Genomic DNA, 24,100 nt, shown 5'->3' with positions numbered 1-24,100 from the left:
ACCGGGACATGACAGATTCCCATCCCGGCCCCTGGTCCTAGCTTGGTCGTCACACCGCGACGGCCGAGGGAGAGTCACCATGTCCGACATCGACGAGCTGGCCAGGAGATACCTGGCCAGTTGGAACGAGCGCGACCCGGCCAGGCGCCGAGCGCTCGTCGACGAGCTCTGGACCGACGACGCCCGCTACGCCGACCCGATCACATCGGCCGAGGGTCGCTACGCCATCGAGGACGTGATGGCTACGGCCCAGCGGCAGTTCCCCGGCCTGGTGTACCGCATGGCCGGGAACGTCGACGCCCACCACCATGTGGCGCGCCTCGCCTGGGAACTGGCCCCGGTTGGTGGACCACCAGTGATCATCGGGCTCGTCGTCATGATCGCCGAGCGGGATCGCCTGCGCCGCGTCTACAGCTTCCTCGACCCCGTTCCCGCAGACACCCTTCACCAGGAGCTGTAAATGACACCTGATCCGTCGACCCTGCACCCACTGCCGGCCCACGAGAGGGTGGTGTTCCTCAAGCCACTGGTCAGCTCGCCGTCGATCGTCGTGGGCGAGTACACGTACTACGACGATCCCGACGGCGCGACCGAGTTCGAGCACCGCAACGTGCTCTACGCCTACGGACCCGAGCGGCTGATCATCGGCAGGTACTGCGCCATCGCGGCGGGTACCCGATTTCTGATGGCAGGCGCCGAGCACCCGACGATGGGTGTGTCCACCTTCCCCTTCACCATGTTCGGCGGCGAGTGGGCCGAGAAGACCCTCGACGTCGTCACCTCGATGCCCAGCCGCGGCGACACGGTCGTCGGTAACGACGTCTGGCTGGGTTACCGGGCCACCGTCATGCCGGGCGTGCGGATCGGCGACGGCGCCATCATTGCCGCCGGCGCGGTGGTCACCGCCGACGTCCCGCCGTACACGATCGTCGGTGGTAACCCGGCCCGGCCCATCCGCCGCCGCTTCCACGATGCCGACGTCGACCAGCTGTTGCGTGCCGCGTGGTGGGACTGGCCGGTAGACCTGGTGAGTGAGCACGCTCGCACCATCATGGCCGGCACTCCGGCTGACATCGCCCGCATCGCCATCGAACAGGAACGGGAGTAGACGCTGTGACGCAGGTATACATCGAGGAGTACGGCGTGACCGACCGCGACGCCGGGCCGTACGGGATCACCACGGGCCCGGACGGTGCCCTGTGGTTCACCCTGGTCCACAGCGGCCGGATCGTCCGCCTGGTACCCGATGGCAAGCCGACCGGCTACCAGCTCGACCCGGCTTGCGGGCCGACGGTCATCGTCCCGGGTCCGGACGGCGCACTGTGGTTCACCGAGTACCAGGCACACCGGATCGGCCGGATCACCACTGACGGCCAGGTCACCGAGTTCGCGCTGCCCACGCCCGACTGCGGGCCGTACGGTATCGCCGCGGGGCCGGATGGCGCACTGTGGTTCACCGAGGTGAACACCGACCAGGTCGGCCGGATCACCCCCGACGGCCAGGTCACCGAGTTCCCACTCCCCGTCAAGGGCGCGTTCCCCTCCGTGATCACCGCGGGGAGCGACGGCGCGATGTGGTTCACGATGAACCAGGCCAATGCGATCGGCCGGATCGACATGGACGGCGCGGTCACCATCCGGCCACTGCCGACCGAGGCCGCCGCGCCCGTGGGAATCACCGCGGGCCGCGACGGCGCCCTCTGGTTCGTCGAGATCGCCGCCGGTCAGATCGGCCGGATCACCACCGACGGCCGGATCACTGAGTTTCCGTTGCCGGACAGCGACGCCCGACCCCACGCCATCACTGCGGACGACACCGGCCGCCTGTGGTTCACCGAGTGGGCAGGCAACCGCATCGGCTCCATGGCCCTCGACGGCACCATCGCCGCGCACGATCTGCCCGCACCGAACTGCGAACCGCACGGAATCACCCTCGGACCGGACGGTGCGGTCTGGGCGGCGCTGGAGAACGGCACACTCGCCCGCATCGCCTCACCAACCAGCAACGCCTGAACAGGAGGACCGAGCGACCCAGCAGCAGCTCATATTCGTCTTCGTGCACCACTGAGTCGCACCGCCACCCTCGCCCTGAGTCACACGGCTACCAAGCCCGTACCCCCGAACGGGCAGTGGGCGAGCGCGTGCACGGCGTGCCCGGAGGCGGGCTCGGCGGCCAGGGCGCGGTGGGCGAGTTCGCCGGCCCCGTGCAGGCGGCCCTGCTCCTGGCGCAGGAACGCCAGCAGGGAGGTGTGGAACCAGTGGCCGTCGTACGCGGAGGAGGTTCGCTCGACCAGGCGCAGCGCGTAGTCGTCGTCGAGGTCGTCGACGCCGGAGAAGGCGATGGTGGGCACGGCTACGGCGAGGGCGAGCGCGTCGGCCGGGTGGTTCTCCAGGTGCCGTACGAGGGCCGCGTGGCCGTCGTCCGCGTGGACGCGGCGGGTGACGACCTCCACGAAGGAGCGCCCGCGTTCACACGCCCGCTCCCGGGCGCAGCGCTGCGCCGCCGCCAGGGCCCCGGGTACGTCGACGGCCGCTCCGCACTCGTGTCCCGGCAGGGCGAGGGCCGCGTGCCCGAGGGCGAAGCCGGGGTCGAGGGCGACCGCGCGGCCGAGGGAGTCCACGGCGCCCGAGCGGACCTTCAGGGTCCGGTCGAGTCCGGTGTGGTCGGGTTGATGCTGAAGTGCTGCTGAACGCGGCCGGGTGGCATCTCCTGGCGAGCCTGTGCGGCGTCAGGGAAGACGTGTCGGCGCGGGCGTTGCCGTCCTGGGAGCAGGGCGACGCCAAGCTGCCCGCCGAGGAGGGGTGCCGGCGGCGGTGTGGCGGATCGGCGGTTCGGTCGCCGGGCCGGTGGCGTTCGGCTGCGGCCTGTGTACGGCCCGGCGTACGGGGACGGTGGCGCGGGTCGTGCGGTACGCGCCGCCGCGTTGGCAGCGGTTGTGTGTCCGGCACGGGCGGTGGCTCCTGGAGGCGGATGCCGACCAGCCCCTGGAGTATCTGAATGTGGCGCTGCTGCCGGAGGTGAGCGCTGCGCAGCGGCGGTGGGCCGGGGTGTCGCGGCGTGCGGTCCGGGCCGGGGTTGTGCCGGAGCGGGTGTTCGCGCTGGCGTATGCGGTGGTGGCCCGCTGGTGGGAGCAGGCCTTTGGCTGGGAGCGGGAGACGGTCTGGCCGCTGTGTCTGCATCAGGTCGCGGGCGGTGATGCCGGTGGTGATCTGGAGCGGTGGCGGGTCGCGGGGCGGGATGTGGTCGTCTTCCCCCAGGGGTGGCGGTCGCCGACGCGCTGCTGGACCCGGGCATGGTCGAGCTGGTGTGGCAGGACAGCGGTGCCGGGCGGCCACGGGCGCTGCCTGCCGACGGCACGTTCTGTCGCCGGCTCGGTGAGCGGGTCGGGCGGGAATGGCTAGGGCCTCTGGCGGCGACTGACTACGGAAGCCCGTTGACGCCCTGGATGGGCGGCGTCATCCGCCAGCGCCGCGGGGTCGGTGGCCCGCCCGGATACGACAGTGATCCGTGGTTGGGTGCGTCATCGGCCTCTCCTGCGCAACGAAGGTCAGCCGCGGCAAACTGGCCCGCGAGGCCCTACTCGCCACCCCCACCCCCACCGCCACCGCCACCGCCACCGCCACCGCCACCGGAATGTCCGCCGAAGTGTGTGCCCGTGCCCCAGTCGGAACCGGAGCCACCGTCAAACCCACCGCCCGTGCGCCTCCGACTCCCGCCACCACGGGATCCACCCGACGACCCCTGGCGCGCCCGGGGTTGCGCCGGTCCGTCCGGGGCGATGGTGATCCCGCTGAAAACGTACGCCGGCACACTCGCGTCACGCCCGGCCACCTGCAGTTGTCGCCTGCCCCTGCGGGTCACCCGGCGACCCGCGCCCGCCACCAGGCCCCGTGCTGCCAGCCGGCCACCGATGATCTCCTCTACCTCCGGGAAGCCCCGCATGGCAGCGCGCACGGCCTCGATGCTCTTGCCACGCCGACAGAAGGCGACCACAGCACGCTCGACCGCATGCCCGGGAGGCCGCTCCCCGCCCACAGCACGCACCCACCGCTCGTGCACCACCAGCAGCCCGCGCCTGTTCAGCTCGATGATCACACTGTCCGCCACACGCTCGGCCCCGCCCGCCAGGAACGAAACCTCGTACACATCCAGAGGCCCGATCCCCCCGCCCGAACCCCGCACAAACCACCGGAACAGCCACCGCATTCCAGACCCCCGTCTCAGGCCACCTCATCTGCTGGCAGTGTCACCCGCCGACACAGCCCCCAACCCCAACGAGGCTTTCACAAGGAGTGCGCGCGTACATGGCCAAGGCGCCAGATACCGCGCTCAGCGGCAAATCCCCGGGCCCGTCACCAGTAGCGCAGCCCGGGTTGGCTTCGGTCGGGAACACAGGGCCGGTAGCGGATCGTCCAGGGCGCCCGCCAGCACTGAGCAGCCACAAACCTCCCCCGCAGCGTGAACCCGTCCTGCCGCCGCACAGGATCCAGCCGGCCCTCACGCGCCTCCGCCAGCCACTTCCACACCGTCCGGACCGTCACACCGGCAGCCTCAGCCATCACCCGCACGTGCAGAGACGACCCCGGCCCCTGGTCCACCGCCAACAACCGACGCACCACCACACCCCGCGCCAACCGGCCGCCCTCACCCATACCCACCAGCACACCCCGGCCCCGGCCAGCCGCACACAGGCATGGGAAACCCCATAACAGCCAACCACCACCGTGGTAGCCACCTCATGGCAGCAGCCCGGTCACCCCATGACAGCCAAGATCAGCATCACTACACGGCGAGAGCAGGCACAACCGCACCGACCCGGCTGACACCCAACCAATGCCACCGACCCACCCATTCACACCAAGGATTCTCAACCATTCGGCCTCCTCATGGAGACCGGGCTCTCCTCCTGAGTTCCGTCACCACCACGGGCCTTGCTCGCCATCGCCCGCCTGGCATCATGGATGACTTCGACCGCAGAACCACACCCTTCGGGGAGCCCTTCCACTACCAGCCTCACGGCTTCATCAGCGGTGTCGGCCATCCTCACCGGAATGTCCTTGTCCCACAGGCAGATCACACGCCAGCGGCCCTCTCCCAAAGGGAAGATGCTCGGGACGTCACTTCCGGGAGCGGAGACTGTAAGCCGACGGAACTGCAAGGATCCGTGGCCGACCATGGGAAACAAGGAGCTCAGTTCCGGAGACCGGAATGCCGCCTCCACCAGGCCGTGGTCAACAAGCCGATCGGGCAGGCCCCGGACGTGTCCCCATTCGTAGGCGACGCCTTTTCCTTGGTCATGCGCCAGGGCTTTCAAGCTCACCACCAGGAATTCCCACCTGGCAGCCATGTCCGCCAAAGGCATCCCCGCCTGCCAGGCCTGGGCCACCTCAATCGCGGCCTCCAGGGATCGCGCCGCACCCACACCCGCGACACCCACAAGCGGCAATCTCAGCGTCACCCCGACCTCGCGACGTTCCGGCCGGAGTTCCACCTGGACATCCCCGCACTCCGCCTCCAAGGCAGCCGCGAAATGGCGTGACAGCCCCTCAGGCGGGTACGCCCGAGCAGATCGCCGTGCGCCATGAGGTCCGGCTGCGCCGTCAGTCCCGGGCCCACCACCCGGCCCGGCCCTTCCGCTTATGGGTCGTGCTGGATGAATCCGCCCTGCGCCGCATCGTCGGCGGCCCGCAGATCATGCGCGAACAGCTTGAGTTCCTGACCCGCCTCGGCGCGCAGCCGCACATCACCGTGCAGGTCCTGCCCCACAGCGTGGGTGCCCACCCGGGCCTCTCGGGACAGTTCTCCATCCTCGGCTTCCCGGACGCCCCCGAGGCGGGGACGGTGTATCTGGAGCGGTTCACCAGTGATCTCTACCTGGAGAAACGATCCGACGTGCGGCACTTCAGCGCCATGTTCGACCACCTCCAGGCGCAGGCCCTGAACCCGGAGCGCACCCACTGTTTCATCACCCGCGCCGCCGAGGACCTCCTGGCCACCGGATCACTGCAGGGCCGGCCGTGACCGCTGCCGTACCGGTCACCCCGCGCAGACCGGCGGGCCCGGCAGGTACCACCCGAAAGGCCCCGTACCGTCAGGTTCCGGTGTCAGCCGGTTTGCACACGGCTCCCGCACCGACCCGCTGGGACGGCATCGCGCAGCTGATCGGCAGGACCGGGGCAGGACCGGCCAGGGCGCGCTGTTCGCAGCGGCCTTCATCTTGGGCCGCCGGTCAGCGGCTGCGCCCGCGAGTGTCGGGGCCGTCGGGTGGGGCAGGCGCACTGGGGCACCCGAGGCAGACGGAGGAGGTCCGGTGAGTGCGCCCGTGCTTGATCAGAGCCTGCCGCCTGCCGGTGAAGCCGCCGCGTCAGCGCGGGACGCGACCCGCGCCTTCCTCGCCGACGCCGCCCACGTCCGGCCCCCCACCCAGGAAGCGCCGACATCGTGCTCCTGATCGTGGGTGAACTCGTCTCGAACGCGATCCGGCACACCGACGGGCCCTGCACCCTCCACCTGGCGCTGCAGGACGACCACGTCCACATCGCCGTCGCCGATACCAGCCCCGACCCGCCTCAGCCGCGCCCGCCCCACACCGACGGCACCGGCGGCTGGGGATGGATCCTGATCAACCACCTCACCACCGACGTACACATCGAACCGACACCCGACGGCGGCAAAACCATCCACACCCACATCCCCTGGTAGTCGCAACGCCGCCGAACTTCGGAAGCCGGCCTGGCCGCCCCCCTCGCGCGTGGACCTCGGCAGCCCAGCGTCCTGGGCAGCGAACAGGCAGCCCGGACCGATCCGTCAGGAGCCTTCTTGAGGGCAGACCTCGGCCAACAGCTCCAGCAGATGGGCGGTCACCGGCTCGAGTTCGCCCCGCCGCACCCAGGTGTAGACGGCAATCCGGGCCGTGGTGTCGGCATGGCGCAGAACGTACCCGTCCACCAGCCCATGCGAACGGGATGACCGTAGGTGGATCTGCCGGGGCTTTGCGTCCCCCTCGGCCATGACCTCGAGGACCTGACGCTCAGGGCCACCTCGAAACTGATATACCCAGCAAGTCCGCATACGGACCATTGTTTGCAGCCCTCATGGCCGCCGAGTGCCTGACACCTGTAGCCCGTGCCGGTTCGCCGCCGTGGGCCGGCCACGGCCGCCCGATTCACAGATGCCGACAGACAAGTATCTCAGCCGCCGGCGCACGTCGTGGGCAGGTCCTCGCGACCCAGACCAGGTGGGGATAGCGAGTCAACAGGCAGGCGCCGCGTCGGCTGTTGCCCGATCGTGTGGCAAGAGCCTGGCCGGCATGGTCACAGGAGGCGGCCGGCTAGACCTATCGTGACCTTCACCCGCTTGCCCACGGGCTCGCGCCGTACCTCGAAACTGCGGCACACCGCCATCGCGATCTCCAGGCCGTGCTGCCCGAGCCGGCTCGGATCAGCCGGACTCACCGCGGGCAGCTGCCCGGCGGTGTCCCACACGCTGATCTCCACGACACCGGCGCTGACCTCCAGCTCCAGCAGACAGGCCCGGCCGCGTATTTGCTAGCGGGGGTCGCTGTGCCCGCCGAACCATTTGGCGCGCCGGTGCCCGGTGGTGGGGGCCGCGGTGGTGGTGGGATGATCGTCGCCGGGGGCTTGGGTGGTTTGCGCGCGGGCCGTGTCGCGCTGCGCGATGAGGTCCTCGCGTTCGCGGTCCACGACCGTGCTCTCCCGCTTCGAGGTGAAGGAATCGCCTTGGCGGGCGAGGCGGCTGCGGCGAGAGGCCCGGCGGGCGGCGCTCAGGACGAGCGCCAGGCCCAGGACGGCGGCCCCGCCGACGGCGATGCCGTAGAGGAACAGGGCGCCGGTCGAGCTGGTGACGTGGTAGTCGAAGACCGAGAAGTCGTTGGTGAGCTCGTGAGCGCTGCCGAGATTCGTCATGACTCCTGCCACGGCGAGGATCAGGGCGGCGATCAGGATGATAAGACCTATGAGGATCATGATGGAGCGCTCCCTGCTCTGCACTGCCGCGTGCGAATGAGCTGCGGCCGACGAAAGCCCGCCGGTCCAGACCGCGTCTACCCCAAGGCGGCGGGGCCAAGCAGTCCCGGCCCGCTGCAGCCCCGCCGCGGACCTACGGCGGATGAGCCCGGTCCGATCAACTGCGGTCGAAGAGATCCTCCACCTACATGATCGACACACCCGAGGTCTACGTCGACCGGACGAAGGCCCAGATCAAAGACGCTCCCGAGTTCAACGATTCCAAGCACGGCTGCCAGCCTTCCCACCTGGAGCAGGTCGGCCGATACTACGGCCAGCCGCACATGTAGCGCGGGTGCACGCATGGCGCGGGGCCCCACCGTCCGTGGTGCCCCGCGCGATGCGTGCACTCAGGTGCACGGTGCGTGCGGGGCGCTGGCCGGTCAGTTCTGCGAGATCGCCTGGAGCAGGTCGCCGACCTTCGCGTCCGGCATCGCGCGGGCGACGTCGGCCAGCGCGACGATGCCGACCAGCGTGTGCCCGTCGATGACCGGCAGCCGGCGGACCTGGTGCGCGCCCATCGTGCGCAGAATCTCCTCCGCGCTGTCGTCGGCGCCGATGGTGACGGCCTCGCCCTGGGCGAGGTCGCCCGCCGTGACCCGCTCTGCGTCCTTGCCCGCCGCGAGGACGTTCACGACGATGTCGCGGTCGGTGAGCATCCCCTTCAGCTTTTCGTCCGTACCGCAGATCGGCAGCGAGCCGACCTTCAGCTGGGCCATCTTCTTCGCGGCCTCCAGCACCGTCTCGTTCGCGCCGATACACGTCGCGTCCGCCGTCATGATGTCGCGAGCCTTCGTCATCCGCTCTACTCCTTCATCCTCGTCATTCCCGATGCGGTGCCGGCGCGGCGCCGCGGACCGGCTACCGGATACGCCTGCCCCCGCTCCGTAACGGCAATCAGGCCCTCTCCCTCCCGGCCCGGACATGTGCCAAGGGACTGGGCCACACGGTCGCGTGTCGCACTCTCCGGGGCGGAGCGATGCCGCCAGGATGGTGGCCCTTCGGGCGCCAGCGCCCTGCAGGTGACGGGAAGGAACCCTGCTTGATCACCATCGACGTCCAGTACCGCGGCACCTCGGTCCTTCTCGGCCTCGCCAGGGACCTCGACCAGAACGCGGGCGCCGTTCTCCAGCGGGCTCTGGACTCCGTCGAAAGTAGCGATCGCGTTTTGATGATCGACATGCACCAGGTGCCGGCCATGGACACCGACGGACTCCTCCACGTCCTGGACCTCCACCGGCGCGCCGAATGCCTGGGCCTGCGTACCCTCATCGTCGGCTGGCAACCCCAGCCCCAGCAGCTCATGGCCGCTGTCCCCGGAACCCCGGGAGCAGGTTCTGGGGAACGCTACGCCGTCGCCGGCTTCCGCCGCCTCCTCCACCGCGCCCAGCGCGCACGCGACCGCGCGGAACTCGACACCGGCGCTCTGCCCCACCCCTAACGCGACCAGGAGACGGCCCGGCGCAGTGCGTCCTGCCGGGCCCGGGCAGCTCCGGCCGCGCGGGCGGCCTCGAAAGCCGGCGAGCAGTGCAGGTAGAGGGTTCCCACGCCTCGGGGCCAGCTCCGCGCCACCCCGCGAAGGCGGGATCGGTCAAGTCCACGCGCTCGGCCTCCTCCAGCTCGGCAACGGTGAGGCACTGTCGCTGCGCAGCGTGAACAGCATGTGGTGGGAGGGGGCGGACGCCGAGTGCGAGGTTGGTCGCCCGGGGCGTCACCTTGTCCCGGCCACTCCTTGGGCTGAATCCGCAGTGCGAAGCGCGCCGTGCGGGCCTTGCGCGGGTAGTGAGCGTGCAAGATCCACTTTTGACTGGCAGGAGCGTTGGATGCCCACGGCAATCACCTACACCCGTTTTGGCGGCCCCGAAGTCCTTGAGGTCACCCAGGTCGACAAACCCGACCCGGGACCGGGGCAGGTCCGCGTTCAGGTCCGTGCTGCCGGGGTGAACCCGATCGACTTCAAGATCCTGCGCGGCCTGTTCGCCAGCGAACCTCCCCGGCAACGGCGCGGCATCGGAGTCGAGCTGGCCGGCGTGGTCGACGCCCTCGGCCTCGATGTCGACAGTCTCGCGATCGGCGACGAGGTCCTGGGCCGCGCCACCGGCGGCAGCTGGGCCCGCTACGCCCTGGCCACGGTCGACAACCTGGTGGCCAGGCCCGCAGATCTGCCGTGGGAGGTAGCCGGCGGCATGACCATCGTCGCGGAAGCCGCCGCCCGCGCCCTGAACCTGACCGGGGTGACCGCGGCTGACACGGTGGTGATCAACGGAGCCAGCGGCGGAGTCGGCTCACTCGCCACCCAGCTCGCGGTTGCCCGCGGCGCCCGGGTGATCGGCACCGCGAGCGAACGCAACCACGACTACCTGCGCGCGATCGGCGCCATCCCCGTCACCTACGGTGCGGGCCTGGCCGACCGCGTCCGCGCGGTGGCGCCCACAGTCGATGCCGCGGTGGACGCCGCCGGCCGGGGCGCCCTGCCCGATCTGGTGGAACTGGCCGGCGGCACCCAGCGGGTCATCACCCTCGCCGACCCCGACGCCGCAGCACACGGTGTCCGCTTCACCGGCGGCGGCCCCGGCGAATCGGTGCCCCTGCCCGACGTATTCGCCGAAGTCCTCCCCCTGTACCGGACAGGAACACTCCAGTTCCCCATCGCCCAGACCTACCCACTCGACCAGGCCGCTCACGCCCTCGCCGCCAACGAGAACGGACAGGCCCACGGGAAGCTCCTCCTCATCCCCTGAAACCAGGCCGACAGGCAGCTGTCCGTCCCGCGCCACGGCACAGGCCGCCAGCAAGCACCCGTCCGTCCCCCCTCCGCACAGGCCGGGACGGCCCGCACCGCGATGTACCGCCGCCCCTGCCCCCCTCCCGCTCCCGCTCCCGCTCCCGCTCCCGCTCCCTGGGGTGCTGTACGGCATCGGTACCCCGGGGGGGGCCGCCCGGCCGCGCACGCTCGCCCGGCTGTGGCTATCCGGCAGAACTGATGAAGGCGTCGTATTCCTTCGCGCTCATCAGCCCGTCGGGACTCGCCGCCGAAGGGCTGATCCCGATCAGTCACCCCGCCCTGGTACAGATCGCCATTGACCAGCTCGGGATCGGCGAGCACCCCGTCGTTGCGTGCGCTCACCTGACCTGCCGCCGGGGTGTAGACATCGATGAGCGCTCACGCGGATTCCGTGGAGCTGCACGGGTCGTTGTGGACTTCACGTCCACCTCACCGCCCGGCGGGCCGACCAGCGCGAGCATCGGCGACTCGTCGCCCTGACCGGCTGAGGCGTCAGCGCCCGCATCCGTACGCACCGGTGGCGGCCGCGCATGCTCTGCGCGGCGGCCGCCTTGGTGTTGCCGGAGCTTGCCGGCCGAACGGGTTCCGCGAGCAGGTCAGACGCTGCCGCGCCAGGAACCGTCGCGGTTCCGCGGTCCTCGATGAAGTGCTTGAACCGCTTCAGGTCGCCCTTGACCTGGCGGTCCACGAAGCCGAGCTTGTCGCCGATGTTCTCCGCCATCCCCTCGGGATCGAAGTCCATCATCAGCGTCACCTCCGTGTGCGCCGGGTCGATCGGCCGGAACGTCACCAGCCCCGACTGCTCGGCCTCACCGCCCACGGTCACCCACGCCACCTTCTGGTCCGGGACCTGCTCCGTGATCTCCGCGTCGAACTCCCGCTCCACCCCGGCGACCTTCGTCACCCAGTGCGTCAGCGTGTCCGTACGCTGCTCGATCCGCTCCACACCACCCATGAACTGCGGAAACGACTCAAACTGCGCCCACTGGTTGTAGGCCGTCGTCACCGGCACATCAACTTGGATTCCTTCACCTGCGACATCGAAGAAGTCCTCGGTGAAGGTGCTGGGCGAGGGCATCGATACCAAGAACTGCGACCCCGTCGCATGGGCCGACGTGCGCGGGTCCATGCCCGAGATGGTCCAGGCCGTGGGGCGTGCCCTGCGCATGCAGCCCGGCGAGGCAGGCCGCGACCGCAACCCGTGCTTTACATGTGCTGGATATCCGGTTCGGTGCTGCAGGCACCCGCACTGCGTACCATCGCCTCACACTGTTCGACGGCAGATGGTGAGGAACCCATGGCTACAGCAACCAACGCGGCTCAAATCAAGGCCGATTACGCGCAGCAGATCGCTGGCGATCTCTCAGCGAACCAGACTGCGCAGGAGCAGACGCGGATCGAACTGCAGCGGCTGCAGGAGGAACTGAACCAGCTGGAGGACAACGAGAAGGTTCTCCTGAAGATGCAGGAAGCGTTGGGTATCGCAGCGGAGTCTGCGACTCCTCACGTCGCCAAGCGCAGTACGAGGCGTACATCGGTGCCTGCCGCGCGCAGTGGCACCCCGGATGAGAAGACCACGTCGCTCAAACCCGAATCCGGCAAGGCCTCCCAGACGCGTGCGGCTTCCGCGAAGGCCCGGACTCCGAAGAAGACCGAGGGTCCTTCCTGGCTTGAGCTGGTCACCGCTGTCATCACCGGTCAGACAGAACCGAAGTCTGCGGCGGAAGTCGCGGATATTTTGGGCGCCACCCATCCTGAGCGCAAGGTGCAGGCAGCAGTCATCCGAAACACCCTCGAACAGGGCGTTGCCCGAGGGCTCCTGGAGCGCTCCAAGCAGGGGCGCTCCGTCTACTACAACCCGGCCAGCACTCCCGCAACAGGACCTGACACCGAGTCTGCTGACGCGGTCTCATAGAGCATCTCGGCGCCCACACGTCTACCCATGCTTCCTTAGCATGCCAAACCACGGTGCGCCGGCAGCATCCGTGCTGCTGCGTTGCCCGTTGCACCTTCGAAGTCCTGATCACACGCTGTCGACACGGAATCCGGTGACGATGCACCTCCCGATGGACGGTGTCGATCAGGTCGGGGAAGCGGCCTGGGGCCAGCTGTGCGTACAGCCGCCGGAACATCGGTGGCGTGTGCGGCAGGACGCCCTCGGGAGACGCGGCGATACGTCACCCGCTCGCAGCGTGACGCATTTCTCCACGATCTGCCCCGACCGTTCCACGACGAGGGACCACCGGAATCCGTTGGTTGAAATAGTCCGGCGGCCTCGCCGAGGTGGTGGGGAGGGACCACTTGATGACCATGTCGTAGCTGAGAACCTCCGTGGCCTCCTCATGCCGGGATTTCGCCGGAGTCCGCGTGCTCGGGGCAGCGCGGGCCCCGACGAGAAGGGCAGCCGTAGGGCCCCGTCCCATCGGAACCGGCGCCGCCTCTGGCGGCAAGCTGCGTCGGAGTCACGGACCGATGACTAGGGGTTCCTACTCGCTATTATCCGTTCCGGCCGCAACTCCCGCCGCCCTCCTACCAAGGACAACGGCGTCGGGCGATCGGTGATCCTCAGTCCTGCGTGGAGATACAGAAGGGGTGGCCTGCGGGGTCCAGCAGGACCCTGCGCTGATCGGGATGCGGTTGGACAGGGGGTTCCATGGCGCCCAGGGCCAGCATCCGTGCGTGGGCGGCGTCCAGATCGTCGACGCCCAGTTCCATGTGAGCCTGCTTGCCCTGGGACGGGTCCGGCCAGGTCGGACGCCGGTAGTCGGCCACCCGGATGAAGCCCAGTCCGGGTGACCCTCCGCGGCCGAGCAGGATGAAGTCGTCGCTGGAGTAGACGACGGGCAAGCCGAGCGCGGTGCCGTAGAAGCGGGCCAGTTCGGCGGGGTTCGGGCAGTCGAAGTCGACGGACAGCAAGCGGATCGCGGGGCGGGATGTGGGTTCGGTACTCATAGGGAGGACGCTATGGCGTGACCAGGACAGTTCCGGTCCTGGTCATGGGGAACACTTCGGGATGTGATCAGCACCTCCGCCCGCCTGCTGCGACTGGTCTCGCTGTTGTCCACTCGACCGACGTGGACCTGCCGCGAGCTGTCCGAGCGAATGGCGGTCACCGACCGCACGGTCCGGCGGGACATCGCCCGGCTGCGGGATCTCGGCTACGGCGTCGAGTCCGACCCAGGGCCGTGGGGCGGCTACCGCCTTGGCCGTGGCACCCAGGTGCCACCGCTGATCCTTGACGACGAGGAGGCGCTTGCCGTGGCCGTCGCGCTGCGAGAGGCCGCACTCAGCGGCGTCCTGGGCAGCGAGCAGGCCGCGCTGTCGGCGCTGTTGAAACTTCGGCAGGTCCTACCGCCCCGGATCGCAGACCGGCTGGGAGAGATGGATGCGACCTTCGTACACACTCCCAGGCCCGAGGGACCTCAGATCTCGCCCGTCGTGCTGCTGGAACTGGCCGCCGCCTGCCGCCGTGGCGAGCGCACCCGTCTTTCGTACCGAGACCATGCGGGGAACGCCACTGTCCGGGACATCGACCCCTACCGCCTGGTACACACAGGCCGCCGCTGGTACTTCGTGGCCCGGGACGTGGCCCGGGACCAGTGGCGGACCTTCCGGGCCGACCGGGTGATACAGGTACAGCCGACCGGACATACCGTCGAACTCGTCGACCCGCCCGACCCAGCGCTCCTCGTCTCCCGATCCATCGCCGCCGTCGTCTACCCGTTCTACGTCACAGTTCGGCTGGCGCACCCCATGGACCAGGCGCTACGACTGGTCCCGCCCACGATCGGCACCCATCACCCGGACGGCCCCGATGCCACCATCGTCGAAATCGGCGCCAACGACATCGACCAGCTCGTCACATACCTCCTCAGCCTGGGCACCACGCTACGGGTCCTGTCACCGGACCGCGTACGGGAGGCGCTGCTGCGCCGTACCCGAGACCTGTTCGAGGACAACGCGGGCGGTCCTCCCCGGTAGCGGGCGTTGTCGCGGGGCCGGCGAGTACCGCCCGCACACCGCAGCGCCCGCGCATCTCCTGACCCCAGCCCGGCCCCGCCCAAACCGCGGCGTCGGCGCCGAGGATGCCGGGTAACAGCCGTCCGGTGTCATCGAACGCTGAGCGTGTGCATCGAACTCTGATGGACGTGAGTGATGGAGGCCGCAGTCAACGCCAGCCTCGGAGAAGGCACCACCGGGATCACCGACTCTGTCGAGCTCGCGCCCGCCGGCGAATAGGCCCGCACCAGTCCCTGCCCCCACCACTTCGGCGGTGGGGGCGTCCTGATCTGTCTAGGGTCAGACGGGCGGCTGGCCACTGCCCGTGAAGGCGACCTCCCCCCGCTTCCTACTGGGCCCGTCGCTGGTGCTGATGGATCCCTCCTTGCCGTCCGGCATTCGCAGGACGGCCGCGCGTGCATTCAACAACTCCCCCTCGAGCCCGGGATCGTCGGCAGTGAGGGAGCCGAACCACGTCTTCGCCTGAGCGCCGTCGTCGAAGATGGAGATCCGGGCATGGACCGCCCGTTCGGTCCCGTCGATTACCAGTACCGCGTCGCTCTCGAATTGTCTCGGCATGCCGCCAGTGTGCACCCGAAGAGCGGCGGCGAGCGCCACCCGCGACAGCCACCACGTAGCAACGGCCGCCAGTAGCATCATGCCCTCGTTGAGGGGGTACTTGGTGTTGCTCGCCCAATCACTCCCGACCACTCGGTGCACACAGTTCCGATCGCAGCACTCACGACCGTGGTGCTGGGCGCGTGGCTAGCCCCGTGGATCGCTCGCCGCCGGGAGTCCGGGAAAAAGCAGGCCGAGGTGGAGGTAGCCTCAGGGCCCTGATCCTGGGTATGCGGGCCGAGGTTGTCTATGCACGCGAGCGCCTCGGCACTCACAGCCCCTACGGCCCGGTGGTGGCGGAGACCCCCTGCAGCCGCTGCCGGCGCGCGGCAGGGCCAGATGGACATGCTCAGAGGGCAGCGATGGGCGGTGCGGTTTCCTTCTGGTCGTGCTCGATCTCCGCGCGTTCCTGCGCGAGCTCCCGGGTGAGGAAGAAGTTGAGGACGGTCCGGATAGCAGCGATGGCGGCCTTCTGGCCGATCTCGGTGAAGCTGGGCGCAACCGCTGTGCGCAGGACGTCTCCGGCAAGCTGGAACTCCAGGCCGAGTAACGGCAACGGGGCAGGAGATCAGATCGAGGGACGCTGAATCGGCGACTCCTCTCCGGGCGGACCAGCAGCAATGGTGTATGCGGCGGACTTGATGGAGGAGGATGGAAGGGCGGCTGCCGCTGGAGGTGAAGCACCGTGAAGTCTGTCCCCCCAGAGGACAACGAACGGGTTGCCGCCAGCGGTCGCCCAGAAAGCGAAGCCGGCCCGGGTCTGCGCGAGCTGTTCACGGGAGCGGTGAGCGGGACGAGCACCACGGACGTGCCCGCCGCGTTGTGCCGGGCCTGCGTCGACCTCATGGACATCACCGGAGCATCGGTGTCACTGGCCGGCGAGGACCCCGACACGCGCACGCTGTGGTGGTCGAGCGACGAGGTCGCCGGCCGGCTCGCCGAAGCCCAGTACACCCTCGGTGACGGGCCCTGCCACACCGCACTCACCCACCAGGCCCCCGTCCTGGCCAGCGACCTCACCCGCGGTCCGGACGCCGACCGCTGGCCCGTCTTCGCGCAGCAGGCCGTCGAACTCGGAGTGCAGGCCGTGTTCTCGCTGCCACTGGGCAGCGTTGCCGTAGCGGTCGGGACCCTCGACCTATACCGCGACCGCCCGGGCCCGCTCACCGAGACCGACCGCGCCTTCGCTTACCCGGCTGCCGACGCGATCACCACCGCCCTGCTTGCCCTCCAGAACCAGGACGACGCGAGCGGCCTGGACGGGTCCTGGCTGGAGGCGGCCGAGACGGACCACGAGGAGGTCCACCAGGCCACCGGCATGACCATGATTCACCTCGGGGTCGACCCCCACCACGCACTGGCCCGCCTGAGGGCCCACGCCTTCTCCCACGGACAGACCGTGACCGAGGCGGCTTTCGACGTCATCGCCGGGAGAATCAGGTTCCATGACTAGGCCCGCCCCCACCCCGTGGGCCGGAGCAGGGAAGCAGTGAAACCGGCATGAACACCCGCGAGCAGCAACTCACCGAAGCGTTCGTCACCCTCAGCGACACCCTCACCGATGGCGTCGACCCCACGACGCTCCTCGAGCGTCTCGTCCACCACTGCGTCGCCCTCACCAGCATGGATGCGGCCGGCGTCATGCTCGCCAACGCCCGCGGTCAGCTGCGTCCCGCGGTTTCCACCACGTACTCGGTGGAACTCACCGAAATGTGGCAGGCCCAGATCCGCCAGGGACCTTGCATCGACGCCTTCACGCGGGCTGTCCCGATCCACGCCCCAGACCTCGACGCACATCAGGAACGCTGGCCCGACTTCGTTCCCCTCCTCCGCGCTGCCGGCTACCGCAGTGCCCACGCCCTGCCGCTCATCGCCCGCGGCCAGCCCATCGGCTCCCTCAACCTGCTCGCCGACCAGCCCACCCCGCTCAGCGACGACGAAACCCGCCTGCTGCGTGCCCTCGCCGACGTCGCGACCACCGCCCTGATGACCTGGGACCATGTCCTTTTGCGGAGCGAGGACGTCACCGCACGGACCCAGGCCGTCCTGTCCCGCAAGGCCGTCTTCGACACCGCCACCGGCATGCTCGCCGCCACCGCCGACATCACTCCCCACCAGGCCGGCCAGCACCTGGCCGCCTACGCCGAACACCACCACCAACGCCCCACCGACGTCGCCGACGCCCTCGTCGAGCGCCGCATCACACCCCAGACCCTCCTCGACGAGAGCTGCTGAGCCCAGGCGACCGCACGGCATGGCGGAACAGGATCAGGCGAAGGCGTACTGGGCGGCGGCCCGGACCGCCGCGTACGCGGACGGCCTGCCCGCCAGCGCACAGGGCGTGAGTACTGCGTCTTCCACCGCCTGCCGTCACCACGAAGGGCTGGGAGGCGTGGCGTGCGTGCGTCCCGGCCCTGCCAGGCGAGGGGGAACCGCCAGGATGGTGGTCTTACGGGCACCGGCGGCCGCCGGTGACGGGAAGGAACCCGCATTGATCACCATCGGCCTCCAGCACCACGGCACCTCGGTCCTCCTCGGCATCACCGAACCCTCGACCAGAACGCCGGCCCCGTTCTCCGGCAGGCCCTGGACTCCGTCGAAAACAGCGACCGCGTCCTCATGATCGACATGCACCAGGTGCCCGCCATGGACACCGACGGACTCCTCCACGTCCTGGACCTCCACCGGCGCGCCGAATGCCTGGGCCTGCGGACCCTCATCGTCGGCTGGCAGCCACAACCCCAACAAGTCATGGCCACCGTCGCCGGCACCCCCGGCACGGGCTCCGGGGAACGCTAAGCCGTCGCCGGCTTCCGCCGCCTCCTCCAAGGACCGCGCGCACGCGACCGAGCCGAACCTGACGCCGGCGCTCTGCCCCCACGCCTAACGCGACCAGGACACGGCCCGCAGCAGCGCGTCCTGCCGGGCCCGGGCTACTCCTGCCGCGCGGGCGGCCGCAGCGGAGTCCTGCAGGGAGCGGCGCAGCAGTCTGGTCGGGCCGACGCGGTTCTTGGGGCCGGCCTGCGGGTCGAGGCCGTCGACGAGGTCCAGGAGCCGCTGCGGTTCGGGCTGCCAGTTGTAGGCGAAGAACGCGATCCCGCGGGCCCGAAGACGGCTGGCAAAGTCGATCAGGCCGTTCAGACCGCTCACGTCCATGAACTCCAGACGCCGCATGTCACAGGCCACCACCTCGACACCCTCAAGGACCGTCTGCGCCTCGTGCAGGACGGTTGAGGTGTGCAGGTCGAGCTCGCCGGTCGGGCTGAGATGCACGGTCGGCCCGTAGCGGCGCACCATCAGCTGGAAGTCCATGTCATTTCACGGCGCCCGGCGGTGCCAAGCGAGCGAGCAGTCAGGCAGCCTGAGCGCCTCTGCACGGCGGCGGTACCCGGCCCCCTGCTCGATGGGGCGACCGCGCGGGAGATGGCGATGCACCACCACGGACGAAGACCGCGCGCAGTCGCGCAGCCCTCGTCCGGTGCGTGCCCATTTCCTCTGGGGCACCGGCCTGCTTCCGTCGTTGGGGTCGCCCACTACCGGGCGGCCGGGAAGCCGGGCCGATCTCGGTGCCCGCAGGCGGAGGTGGGGAGGGTTAGGCCGGGGTGATGTTCCCGGCCTGGGGGCCCTTCTGGCCCTGGGTGACGTCGATCCAGCAGCTTCCCCTGGTACACGGCCGCCACGGAGGTCAGATCGTCGCCGACGTCCACCACCACCCCGGCGGTTCGACCGTACGCGTGCAGGGCCAGCACGCTGGTGGGCACCAGCTTCGCCGCCCGGACCTGTGCACGTACGGGTGACAAGTGGACACCGCTGCGGCCAATCCTGCCCGCAGTAAATGAGATGAGCTGTAGGTTGCCGTTTCGCCCATCGACATCGGGCCACCCAATGAACATAGGGACAAAGGAGCATCGAATGAGCACGGTCGCACTGACCCGCCAAGCGATCGCAAAAAGGATTCTCAGCGTCCTTGCAGGCTATGAAAAAATCGATCCGAGCCAGTTGACTGAAACTGCACATTTCTCGAAGGATCTCAAGCTCGATAGCCTTGACACGGTCGAGGTGGTGCTGGCTGTCGAGGAGGAGTTCGGAATCAAGGTGCCAGATTTCGATGCGGATGCGATCCACTCAGTGAGGGATGCAATCGTATATATCTCGACTCGCGAGGATGCCCAGTAGGGGCTTGGTCGGCCAGCTGACCGACTGCGGGGCCGATTACCGCTCGGCGTCGGGGTTGGCGATGTCGAAGAGGACGATGGAACCGTTGGGGCAGGTCACGCCACTGCACGCCGGTCCGCACCCGGTGCAGAATCCGTCGATCACCTGCCAGTAGTCCCGCCACCTGTCCAACGCTTGTTGCTGACCGGCAGGAACGGCCGCAGCCGCTCCCACTCGGCATGTCAGATCTCCCGCCGCATATCCAGATCAAGGCATCAGGCGCGGAGTAGTCACAAGATCGGCCGGAGTGCTAGCCGGTGTACTCCGCTGGATTGATCACCCCCATGACGATGCTCACGGGTTCGCTGCTGGCGGCCACGAAGGTGGTCAACGGATGCAGAGTGGGCTCCGGGCCGCCGGAGGAGGCCGGCTTGAGGTAGCTCAGGGAAGGCGGAATAACGGCCTCCACGCGGTAGGTTCCGCTGGCCAGGCCCGCGCTCTCAGGGCTGAATGTGACGATGCCGTCGGTTGCGGTTGTTCCGCTGACAGTCGAGCCGCTCTGATCGGTGACCGTCACCGGGATACCGCTCTGTCCGACCTCTGTGCCCGGCTGGTAGCTCCCGTCGCGATTGACATCGCGGATGACCCTGACCGTGATGACGTTGTTGTCGCTCATGACGCTCCTCAGGACAATCGAAGATCAATAACTGGAGGAGGGTATAAGGGAACTCCTGGCTTCATACCGCGATCAATAAAAGCCGACACCAGGGAGTGTTGATCAGGGCTTGTCGCCGAAGCCCTCATCGCCCACAGCACGGGTGCTCTGGACGGGGCGCACATGATCGGCTGGACCAGTCACAGGGGACGCCCGGAGATGGTCGCTGAGCGGCCATGTTTGAGGCTCTGACGCCGGTTGGCAGGAGCGCGCTCCACGGCCAGGTGGTCTTCGTGAAGCCCCCGGAGCACTCTTGAGTGGAGCCCGGCCTGGGCACTGGTGCACGGCAGTGCCCGGGACTGGCTCCGGGCTCCGTCCAGAAACCCCCGAATGGTGCCTCCCGGAGCACCAGAGCAAGACGAGAGCGGGCAGATTGCCCTGGGCGCGGCACCGCATCGAGCAGCGCCTGGGCCGGCCCCAGGGTTGATGGCGTCGGCATGGGTGCCGGTCAGTCGTTTCCAGGCAGGAAGCAGCGCCGCCGGTCCGGGGGTATCGGGTCGGGCATAGGCCATCACCCGCGCTGTCGGTTTCGGCGGTCACGCGCCGTCGCGTTGCAGGCCGAGGCGGGGCTGTAGCAGCAGGCGCAGGCCGGCGGCACCGGGTGTGGGTTGGGTGGGCCATGGGGTCATCAGGCTGGCGCCGTGGCCGCCCAGTCCCACCCGCTCGTGCCCCGGGCGTGGTTCGCGCAGGGCGGTGAACAGGCGGGTGACGGTGTCGTCCTGTGTGTCGTGGAGGTCTTCCATCCCGCTGATGATGTTGAGGAAGGACTCGTGCAGGCGCAGGGACTGCTGGTCGCGGTGGCTGAGCTGCTGGGCGCGGCGGAAGTGGGCGTTACGGCCTTGGTGGATGTCGTAGAAGGCTCCGACCAGGATGAGGAGACGTTCGTAGGCGTGCCGGTAGGTGGTTTGGTAGAAGGCGAGGGCGTCGTCTTCGGTGACGTCGCCGTGGTGGATTGCGGCGAGGCTGGCGGCGGTGAGGAGGCCGCTGTGCATGGCCAGGTGCACGCCGGTGGACAGCAGTGGGTCGAGGAAGCAGGCGGCGTCGCCGGCCAGGAAGTAGCCGGGTCCGCAGAAGCGGTCGGCGACGTAGGAATAGTCGCTCTCCACGCTCAGCGGGGAGGCGAGGCGGGCGCCGACGAGGGTTTGGTGGAGGGCGGGGCAGGCGCGCAGGCGGTCGGTGTAGAGGGCGTCGGTGCCGCCGAGGGTGTGCCGGGAGGTGGTGAAGGATTGCTTGTCGGTGACCAGGCCCACGCTGAGGGTGCCGTCGTGGAGGGGGATCGCCCACCACCAGCCGTCCTGGGGCAGGGAGTACAGGCGGATCGCGCCGGTGGGGGCGCCGGCCGGCGGTGTCGTGTCGCGCCAGTAGCCCCAGGTGGCGACGTTGCGGAACGCGTCGTGGAAGCGGCGGGTTCGTAAATACCGTGCGGACAGGAGGCCGGCCCGCCCGGAGGCGTCCACCATGTGCCGGAAGGAGACCGTGCCCGCCGCCCCGCCGGGGGTGGACCACGAGGCTGCCTCCGGGCGTCCGTCACGGAAGTGCACCTCGCGTACGGCGCTCTCCTCGTGCACGCGGACTCCTTGTGTCCGGGCGTGTTCCAGGAGGGCGTGGTCGAACTCGGAACGCAGGACCTGGAAGCTGTAGGCGGCGTCGTGGCCGAGGGCGCCGAAGCGCAGCGCCCACTGTTGTCCGCCCCAGTCGTAGTAGGCGCCCGTCTTGCGGACGAACCCCCGCTCCTCCACTTTGTGCCGGGCGCCCAGAAGGTCCAGCAGCGGCAGCAGGGACGGCAGTAGCGACTCGCCGATGTGGTAGCGGGGGAAGCGTGTCTTCTCCAGCAGAGTCACTCTCAGGCCCTCGCCTGCCAGCAGGGTCGCGGCCGTGGAGCCGGCCGGGCCGCCGCCGACGACCAGGACGTCCGTCTCTGTGTCGGGCTGGGCATCGTGCATGGTGACCTCCTGGGGGCAGGGGCAGCATGACCGGCCCAGTGAACCGCAGTCCGCCCCCGTTTCGGAAGACCGCCGATGAGCAGTCGCAATGCGATGAAGCCCGTACCCCGGGCAGGTGAAGCGTCGGCCGTGTCGCGGACAGGGCACCGGATGTCTGCGGTAGAGGTCAGGCGTACCCCTGTCCGGCTTACGACATGACGGAGACCTGCTGATGACCGCCGACCTGCTACACCGCAAGCTCACGCGCCGCTTCGACCTCTTCGACACCGACAGCGACGGATACATCAGCGCCGACGACTTCACCGCGCTCGCCGAGCACCTCATCGACCGCATCGGCGAGCCGGCCGACTCACCCAAGAGCCGCGCACTGCGCGACTCCAAGACGCACTACTGGCACTCCCTGACCGCTCTCATCCCCACCGACCCGGCCGGCCGCATCTCGCGTGACGCCTTCGCCACCGGCCTGGCACAAGTACCGGACACGGAGCGGATCTCCGCCATGGTCCGCCCCGCCATCGAAGCCGACCTCGCCCTCGCCGACCGCAACAACGACGGCGTCGTCGACGCAGCCGAGTTCCAAAACCTCTACCGCGCCATCGGAGTACCCGCCGACGAAGCACACATGGCCTTTCACGCCCTCGACCGCGACGGCGACGGCCACCTGACTCTGCAGGAATGGCTCGACGCCGCGATCGACTTCTTCACCTCCACCGACCCCCACTCCCCCGGCAACCAGATCCTCGGGGAGGTCTGCCCCCCCAAGACCCGCCCCAATGCCTTCCAGCTCGCCCACTGCGATAGCCGCAGAGCGGTGCCGTAGAGGCCGTCGCAGAACGCCACGTCGCGCTGTTGTCCCCGCCACCACGGATCGGGGCGCTCGGTCAGGTCCATGCCGCGAGTACCCAGCTCGAGCCAGCGCCGTCCTGATCGGCAGCCGCGGGCGGGTGGATGCTGCCAGTCGGGTTCTTGGGGCGTCGAACCGATGCGCTGCTCATCACCGTGGGAAGTCGTTGTACGCAATGGGCTCGCCGAGCCCGGCTGTACAGGCCCGAACAGGAATGAGACACCACGTGCGCACCCGCTTTCTCGCAGCAGTGACCGCCGCCACCTCCATCGCCCTCATCCCCCTCGGCACCACCTCGGCCACCGCCCAGGTTGCGACGAACAGCGTCTCGTGTAGCGGCGGCAGCCTCACCATCCAGTCCAACCCCGGCATCACCTTCACCAAGCAGACTGTGCGGCTTGCGGCCAGCGGCGACATGGGCCTGTGCACGTCCGAGAAGCACCCGGAGATCACCGGCGGCACCGTCCGCCTCGAAACGGTCCTCCAGGCCGTGTGCCCCGGCCCGATCAGCCCCGGCTACGCCAAGGTGACGATCTCCTGGAACGACGGATCCACCACGGTCATCAACCAGTCGACCATCCGTGGGGATCTTCAGTCCTTCCGCCTTGAAGGAGGCAACGTCAACGGCGGCCCCTTCTCCAACGGCACCGCACGCGCGAACGGCCGCACCACCACCAACTTGCAAGCCCTCGGCGGCGCCTGCGTCACCGGCGGCGTCGTCAGCTACCAGTCAACGATCGACGACTTCGCCGTCGGCGAGATCTAGAACCACCTGGCACCGGTTCCGTGCGGCTGTGCCCCGAGTACTTCGGAGCGCAGCCGCCGGCCACCTTCTACTCGTCACCCGCCTAGCGAACCCAGGAGACAGCCGTTGCCTGACCGCGGCCCGCAGGACCGGCTGACGCCCTGCTCAGCCTCATCCGCGCCCTGCCCGACCCGGAACCTCGAACCGTAGAAGTGCCCGGCGTCGACGACTTCGCGGATCGCCCCCATCCCGCCGGGCGTTGCTCCGGCGC

At 69.2% G+C, this 24,100-nt stretch carries 30 protein-coding genes and 4 pseudogenes; 18 read left to right on the top strand and 16 right to left on the bottom strand.

The genetic code is table 11. From position 1 onward, the window contains the following. Positions 1 to 79 precede the first annotated feature (79 nt). The 3 genes from AC6CKD_RS36560 to AC6CKD_RS36550 are packed head-to-tail and all read left to right on the top strand — an operon-like array spanning position 80 to position 2,013. Positions 80 to 460, top strand: coding sequence for a nuclear transport factor 2 family protein (locus AC6CKD_RS36560; RefSeq protein ID WP_498333545.1), 381 nt, complete (start codon positions 80 to 82; stop codon positions 458 to 460). Next, positions 461 to 1,108, top strand: coding sequence for a CatB-related O-acetyltransferase (locus AC6CKD_RS36555; RefSeq protein ID WP_498333543.1), 648 nt, complete (start codon positions 461 to 463; stop codon positions 1,106 to 1,108). It begins immediately after the preceding gene. Between the two features lie 5 nt (positions 1,109 to 1,113). Next, positions 1,114 to 2,013: a Vgb family protein gene (locus AC6CKD_RS36550; RefSeq protein ID WP_498333542.1), complete on the top strand. Its 900-nt coding sequence runs from the start codon at positions 1,114 to 1,116 to the stop codon at positions 2,011 to 2,013. Between the two features lie 116 nt (positions 2,014 to 2,129). Here the strand turns inward: AC6CKD_RS36550 and AC6CKD_RS36545 are convergent. Next, positions 2,130 to 2,660: pseudogene (locus tag AC6CKD_RS36545) on the bottom strand (tetratricopeptide repeat protein); the annotation flags it as partial. A 142-nt stretch (positions 2,661 to 2,802) separates the two neighbouring features. Between AC6CKD_RS36545 and AC6CKD_RS36540 the strand changes: the two are divergent. Continuing rightward, a complete protein-coding gene (locus tag AC6CKD_RS36540; protein WP_498333541.1) occupies positions 2,803 to 3,402 on the top strand; it encodes a hypothetical protein in 600 nt (199 codons plus the stop codon). Between the two features lie 175 nt (positions 3,403 to 3,577). Here the strand turns inward: AC6CKD_RS36540 and AC6CKD_RS36535 are convergent, their stop codons facing one another. Further along, a complete protein-coding gene (locus AC6CKD_RS36535) occupies positions 3,578 to 4,207 on the bottom strand; it encodes a TIGR04222 domain-containing membrane protein (protein ID WP_498333539.1) in 630 nt (209 codons plus the stop codon). A gap of 661 nt (positions 4,208 to 4,868) precedes the next feature. Further along, entirely contained in the window at positions 4,869 to 5,492 is a 624-nt protein-coding gene (locus AC6CKD_RS36530) for a DUF6193 family natural product biosynthesis protein (RefSeq protein WP_498333535.1), read from the bottom strand. A gap of 44 nt (positions 5,493 to 5,536) precedes the next feature. On the opposite strand from AC6CKD_RS36530, the gene AC6CKD_RS36525 reads away from it, so the two are divergent. Together AC6CKD_RS36525 and AC6CKD_RS36520 are read left to right on the top strand one after the other, a co-directional pair. Continuing rightward, positions 5,537 to 6,022 (top strand): DUF5753 domain-containing protein, encoded by a 486-nt coding sequence (locus AC6CKD_RS36525; RefSeq protein WP_498333533.1) that lies wholly within the window; start codon positions 5,537 to 5,539, stop codon positions 6,020 to 6,022. Positions 6,023 to 6,442: 420 nt separating this feature from the next. Continuing rightward, positions 6,443 to 6,703 carry an ATP-binding protein gene (locus tag AC6CKD_RS36520; RefSeq protein ID WP_498333531.1) on the top strand — a complete coding sequence of 87 codons (261 nt, stop codon included), beginning with the start codon at positions 6,443 to 6,445 and terminating at the stop codon, positions 6,701 to 6,703. A 105-nt stretch (positions 6,704 to 6,808) separates the two neighbouring features. On the opposite strand, the gene AC6CKD_RS36515 is transcribed toward AC6CKD_RS36520, so the two are convergent. The 3 genes from AC6CKD_RS36515 to AC6CKD_RS36505 all read right to left on the bottom strand — a co-directional run bounded on the left by AC6CKD_RS36515 (position 6,809) and on the right by AC6CKD_RS36505 (position 7,986). Continuing rightward, on the bottom strand, positions 6,809 to 6,949 hold the full coding sequence (locus AC6CKD_RS36515; protein ID WP_498333529.1) for a hypothetical protein: 141 nt from the start codon (positions 6,947 to 6,949) through the stop codon (positions 6,809 to 6,811). Positions 6,950 to 7,314: 365 nt separating this feature from the next. Further along, positions 7,315 to 7,497 (bottom strand): ATP-binding protein, encoded by a 183-nt coding sequence (locus AC6CKD_RS36510; RefSeq protein WP_498333526.1) that lies wholly within the window; start codon positions 7,495 to 7,497, stop codon positions 7,315 to 7,317. A gap of 51 nt (positions 7,498 to 7,548) precedes the next feature. Then, the gene (locus tag AC6CKD_RS36505) at positions 7,549 to 7,986 is read right to left on the bottom strand and encodes a hypothetical protein (RefSeq protein WP_498333524.1); all 438 of its coding nucleotides are present in this window, start codon (positions 7,984 to 7,986) and stop codon (positions 7,549 to 7,551) included. Positions 7,987 to 8,174: 188 nt separating this feature from the next. Between AC6CKD_RS36505 and AC6CKD_RS36500 the strand changes: the two genes are divergently transcribed. Continuing rightward, positions 8,175 to 8,315: a hypothetical protein gene (locus tag AC6CKD_RS36500; protein WP_498333521.1), complete on the top strand. Its 141-nt coding sequence runs from the start codon at positions 8,175 to 8,177 to the stop codon at positions 8,313 to 8,315. A 93-nt stretch (positions 8,316 to 8,408) separates the two neighbouring features. Here AC6CKD_RS36500 and AC6CKD_RS36495 read toward each other — a convergent pair whose 3' ends face one another. After that, entirely contained in the window at positions 8,409 to 8,825 is a 417-nt protein-coding gene (locus AC6CKD_RS36495) for a CBS domain-containing protein (RefSeq protein WP_498333520.1), read from the bottom strand. 242 nt (positions 8,826 to 9,067) lie between these two features. Between AC6CKD_RS36495 and AC6CKD_RS36490 the strand changes: the two genes are divergently transcribed. Both AC6CKD_RS36490 and AC6CKD_RS36485 read left to right on the top strand, forming a co-directional pair. Then, the gene (locus tag AC6CKD_RS36490; RefSeq protein ID WP_498333518.1) at positions 9,068 to 9,466 is read left to right on the top strand and encodes an STAS domain-containing protein; all 399 of its coding nucleotides are present in this window, start codon (positions 9,068 to 9,070) and stop codon (positions 9,464 to 9,466) included. Positions 9,467 to 9,848: 382 nt separating this feature from the next. Further along, complete coding sequence (locus tag AC6CKD_RS36485; protein ID WP_498333516.1) at positions 9,849 to 10,766, top strand: NADP-dependent oxidoreductase; 918 nt, start codon at positions 9,849 to 9,851, stop codon at positions 10,764 to 10,766. A 640-nt stretch (positions 10,767 to 11,406) separates the two neighbouring features. Here AC6CKD_RS36485 and AC6CKD_RS36480 read toward each other — a convergent pair. Beyond that, positions 11,407 to 11,888 (bottom strand): annotated as a pseudogene (locus AC6CKD_RS36480) (SRPBCC family protein). Here AC6CKD_RS36480 and AC6CKD_RS36475 point away from each other — a divergent pair. Then, positions 11,860 to 11,991 (top strand): annotated as a pseudogene (locus AC6CKD_RS36475) (helicase-related protein); the annotation flags it as partial. The pseudogenes AC6CKD_RS36480 and AC6CKD_RS36475 overlap by 29 nt on opposite strands. A 116-nt stretch (positions 11,992 to 12,107) precedes the next feature. Next, the gene (locus AC6CKD_RS36470; RefSeq protein ID WP_498333514.1) at positions 12,108 to 12,725 is read left to right on the top strand and encodes a hypothetical protein; all 618 of its coding nucleotides are present in this window, start codon (positions 12,108 to 12,110) and stop codon (positions 12,723 to 12,725) included. A gap of 650 nt (positions 12,726 to 13,375) precedes the next feature. On the opposite strand, the gene AC6CKD_RS36465 is transcribed toward AC6CKD_RS36470, so the two are convergent. After that, positions 13,376 to 13,762 carry a VOC family protein gene (locus AC6CKD_RS36465; protein ID WP_498333513.1) on the bottom strand — a complete coding sequence of 129 codons (387 nt, stop codon included), beginning with the start codon at positions 13,760 to 13,762 and terminating at the stop codon, positions 13,376 to 13,378. A gap of 63 nt (positions 13,763 to 13,825) precedes the next feature. On the opposite strand from AC6CKD_RS36465, the gene AC6CKD_RS36460 reads away from it, so the two are divergent. Continuing rightward, the gene (locus AC6CKD_RS36460; protein WP_498333511.1) at positions 13,826 to 14,791 is read left to right on the top strand and encodes a helix-turn-helix transcriptional regulator; all 966 of its coding nucleotides are present in this window, start codon (positions 13,826 to 13,828) and stop codon (positions 14,789 to 14,791) included. Between the two features lie 318 nt (positions 14,792 to 15,109). Here the strand turns inward: AC6CKD_RS36460 and AC6CKD_RS36455 are convergent, their stop codons facing one another. After that, positions 15,110 to 15,388, bottom strand: a complete 279-nt coding sequence (locus AC6CKD_RS36455; protein ID WP_498333510.1) for a hypothetical protein — start codon at positions 15,386 to 15,388, stop codon at positions 15,110 to 15,112. A 388-nt stretch (positions 15,389 to 15,776) separates the two neighbouring features. Then, a pseudogene (locus AC6CKD_RS36450) lies at positions 15,777 to 15,974 on the bottom strand (DUF1622 domain-containing protein); the annotation flags it as partial. A 237-nt stretch (positions 15,975 to 16,211) separates the two neighbouring features. Here AC6CKD_RS36450 and AC6CKD_RS36445 point away from each other — a divergent pair. The 3 genes from AC6CKD_RS36445 (at position 16,212) to AC6CKD_RS36435 (ending at position 18,226) form a co-directional block, all read left to right on the top strand. Next, positions 16,212 to 16,880, top strand: coding sequence for a GAF and ANTAR domain-containing protein (locus AC6CKD_RS36445; RefSeq protein ID WP_498333508.1), 669 nt, complete (start codon positions 16,212 to 16,214; stop codon positions 16,878 to 16,880). Between the two features lie 47 nt (positions 16,881 to 16,927). Beyond that, positions 16,928 to 17,662: a GAF and ANTAR domain-containing protein gene (locus AC6CKD_RS36440; RefSeq protein ID WP_498333506.1), complete on the top strand. Its 735-nt coding sequence runs from the start codon at positions 16,928 to 16,930 to the stop codon at positions 17,660 to 17,662. A gap of 384 nt (positions 17,663 to 18,046) precedes the next feature. Further along, positions 18,047 to 18,226: an STAS domain-containing protein gene (locus tag AC6CKD_RS36435; RefSeq protein ID WP_498333505.1), complete on the top strand. Its 180-nt coding sequence runs from the start codon at positions 18,047 to 18,049 to the stop codon at positions 18,224 to 18,226. 84 nt (positions 18,227 to 18,310) lie between these two features. Here AC6CKD_RS36435 and AC6CKD_RS36430 read toward each other — a convergent pair whose 3' ends face one another. Together AC6CKD_RS36430 and AC6CKD_RS36425 are read right to left on the bottom strand one after the other, a co-directional pair. Beyond that, on the bottom strand, positions 18,311 to 18,739 hold the full coding sequence (locus tag AC6CKD_RS36430; protein WP_498333503.1) for an STAS domain-containing protein: 429 nt from the start codon (positions 18,737 to 18,739) through the stop codon (positions 18,311 to 18,313). Between the two features lie 221 nt (positions 18,740 to 18,960). Continuing rightward, positions 18,961 to 19,320, bottom strand: a complete 360-nt coding sequence (locus tag AC6CKD_RS36425; RefSeq protein ID WP_498333502.1) for a hypothetical protein — start codon at positions 19,318 to 19,320, stop codon at positions 18,961 to 18,963. A gap of 19 nt (positions 19,321 to 19,339) precedes the next feature. Between AC6CKD_RS36425 and acpP the strand changes: the two genes are divergently transcribed. Next, entirely contained in the window at positions 19,340 to 19,603 is a 264-nt protein-coding gene (gene acpP / locus AC6CKD_RS36420; RefSeq protein WP_498333500.1) for an acyl carrier protein, read from the top strand. Between the two features lie 36 nt (positions 19,604 to 19,639). Here the strand turns inward: acpP and AC6CKD_RS36415 are convergent, their stop codons facing one another. The 3 genes from AC6CKD_RS36415 to AC6CKD_RS36405 all read right to left on the bottom strand — a co-directional run bounded on the left by AC6CKD_RS36415 (position 19,640) and on the right by AC6CKD_RS36405 (position 22,240). Further along, positions 19,640 to 19,774 (bottom strand): hypothetical protein, encoded by a 135-nt coding sequence (locus tag AC6CKD_RS36415; protein WP_498333499.1) that lies wholly within the window; start codon positions 19,772 to 19,774, stop codon positions 19,640 to 19,642. A 118-nt stretch (positions 19,775 to 19,892) separates the two neighbouring features. Further along, positions 19,893 to 20,258, bottom strand: coding sequence for an SdrD B-like domain-containing protein (locus AC6CKD_RS36410; protein ID WP_498333497.1), 366 nt, complete (start codon positions 20,256 to 20,258; stop codon positions 19,893 to 19,895). A gap of 575 nt (positions 20,259 to 20,833) precedes the next feature. Further along, positions 20,834 to 22,240 (bottom strand): NAD(P)/FAD-dependent oxidoreductase, encoded by a 1,407-nt coding sequence (locus tag AC6CKD_RS36405; protein WP_498333495.1) that lies wholly within the window; start codon positions 22,238 to 22,240, stop codon positions 20,834 to 20,836. Between the two features lie 211 nt (positions 22,241 to 22,451). Here AC6CKD_RS36405 and AC6CKD_RS36400 point away from each other — a divergent pair, with 211 nt between their 5' ends. Both AC6CKD_RS36400 and AC6CKD_RS36395 read left to right on the top strand, forming a co-directional pair. Continuing rightward, complete coding sequence (locus AC6CKD_RS36400) at positions 22,452 to 23,060, top strand: EF-hand domain-containing protein (RefSeq protein ID WP_498333493.1); 609 nt, start codon at positions 22,452 to 22,454, stop codon at positions 23,058 to 23,060. 250 nt (positions 23,061 to 23,310) lie between these two features. Further along, on the top strand, positions 23,311 to 23,850 hold the full coding sequence (locus AC6CKD_RS36395) for a hypothetical protein (RefSeq protein ID WP_498333491.1): 540 nt from the start codon (positions 23,311 to 23,313) through the stop codon (positions 23,848 to 23,850). Positions 23,851 to 24,100: the final 250 nt, after the last annotated feature.

The sequence above is a fragment of the Streptomyces sp. GQ60 genome, from assembly GCF_059758875.1.
This window is presented reverse-complemented; position numbering and strand designations above follow the sequence as displayed.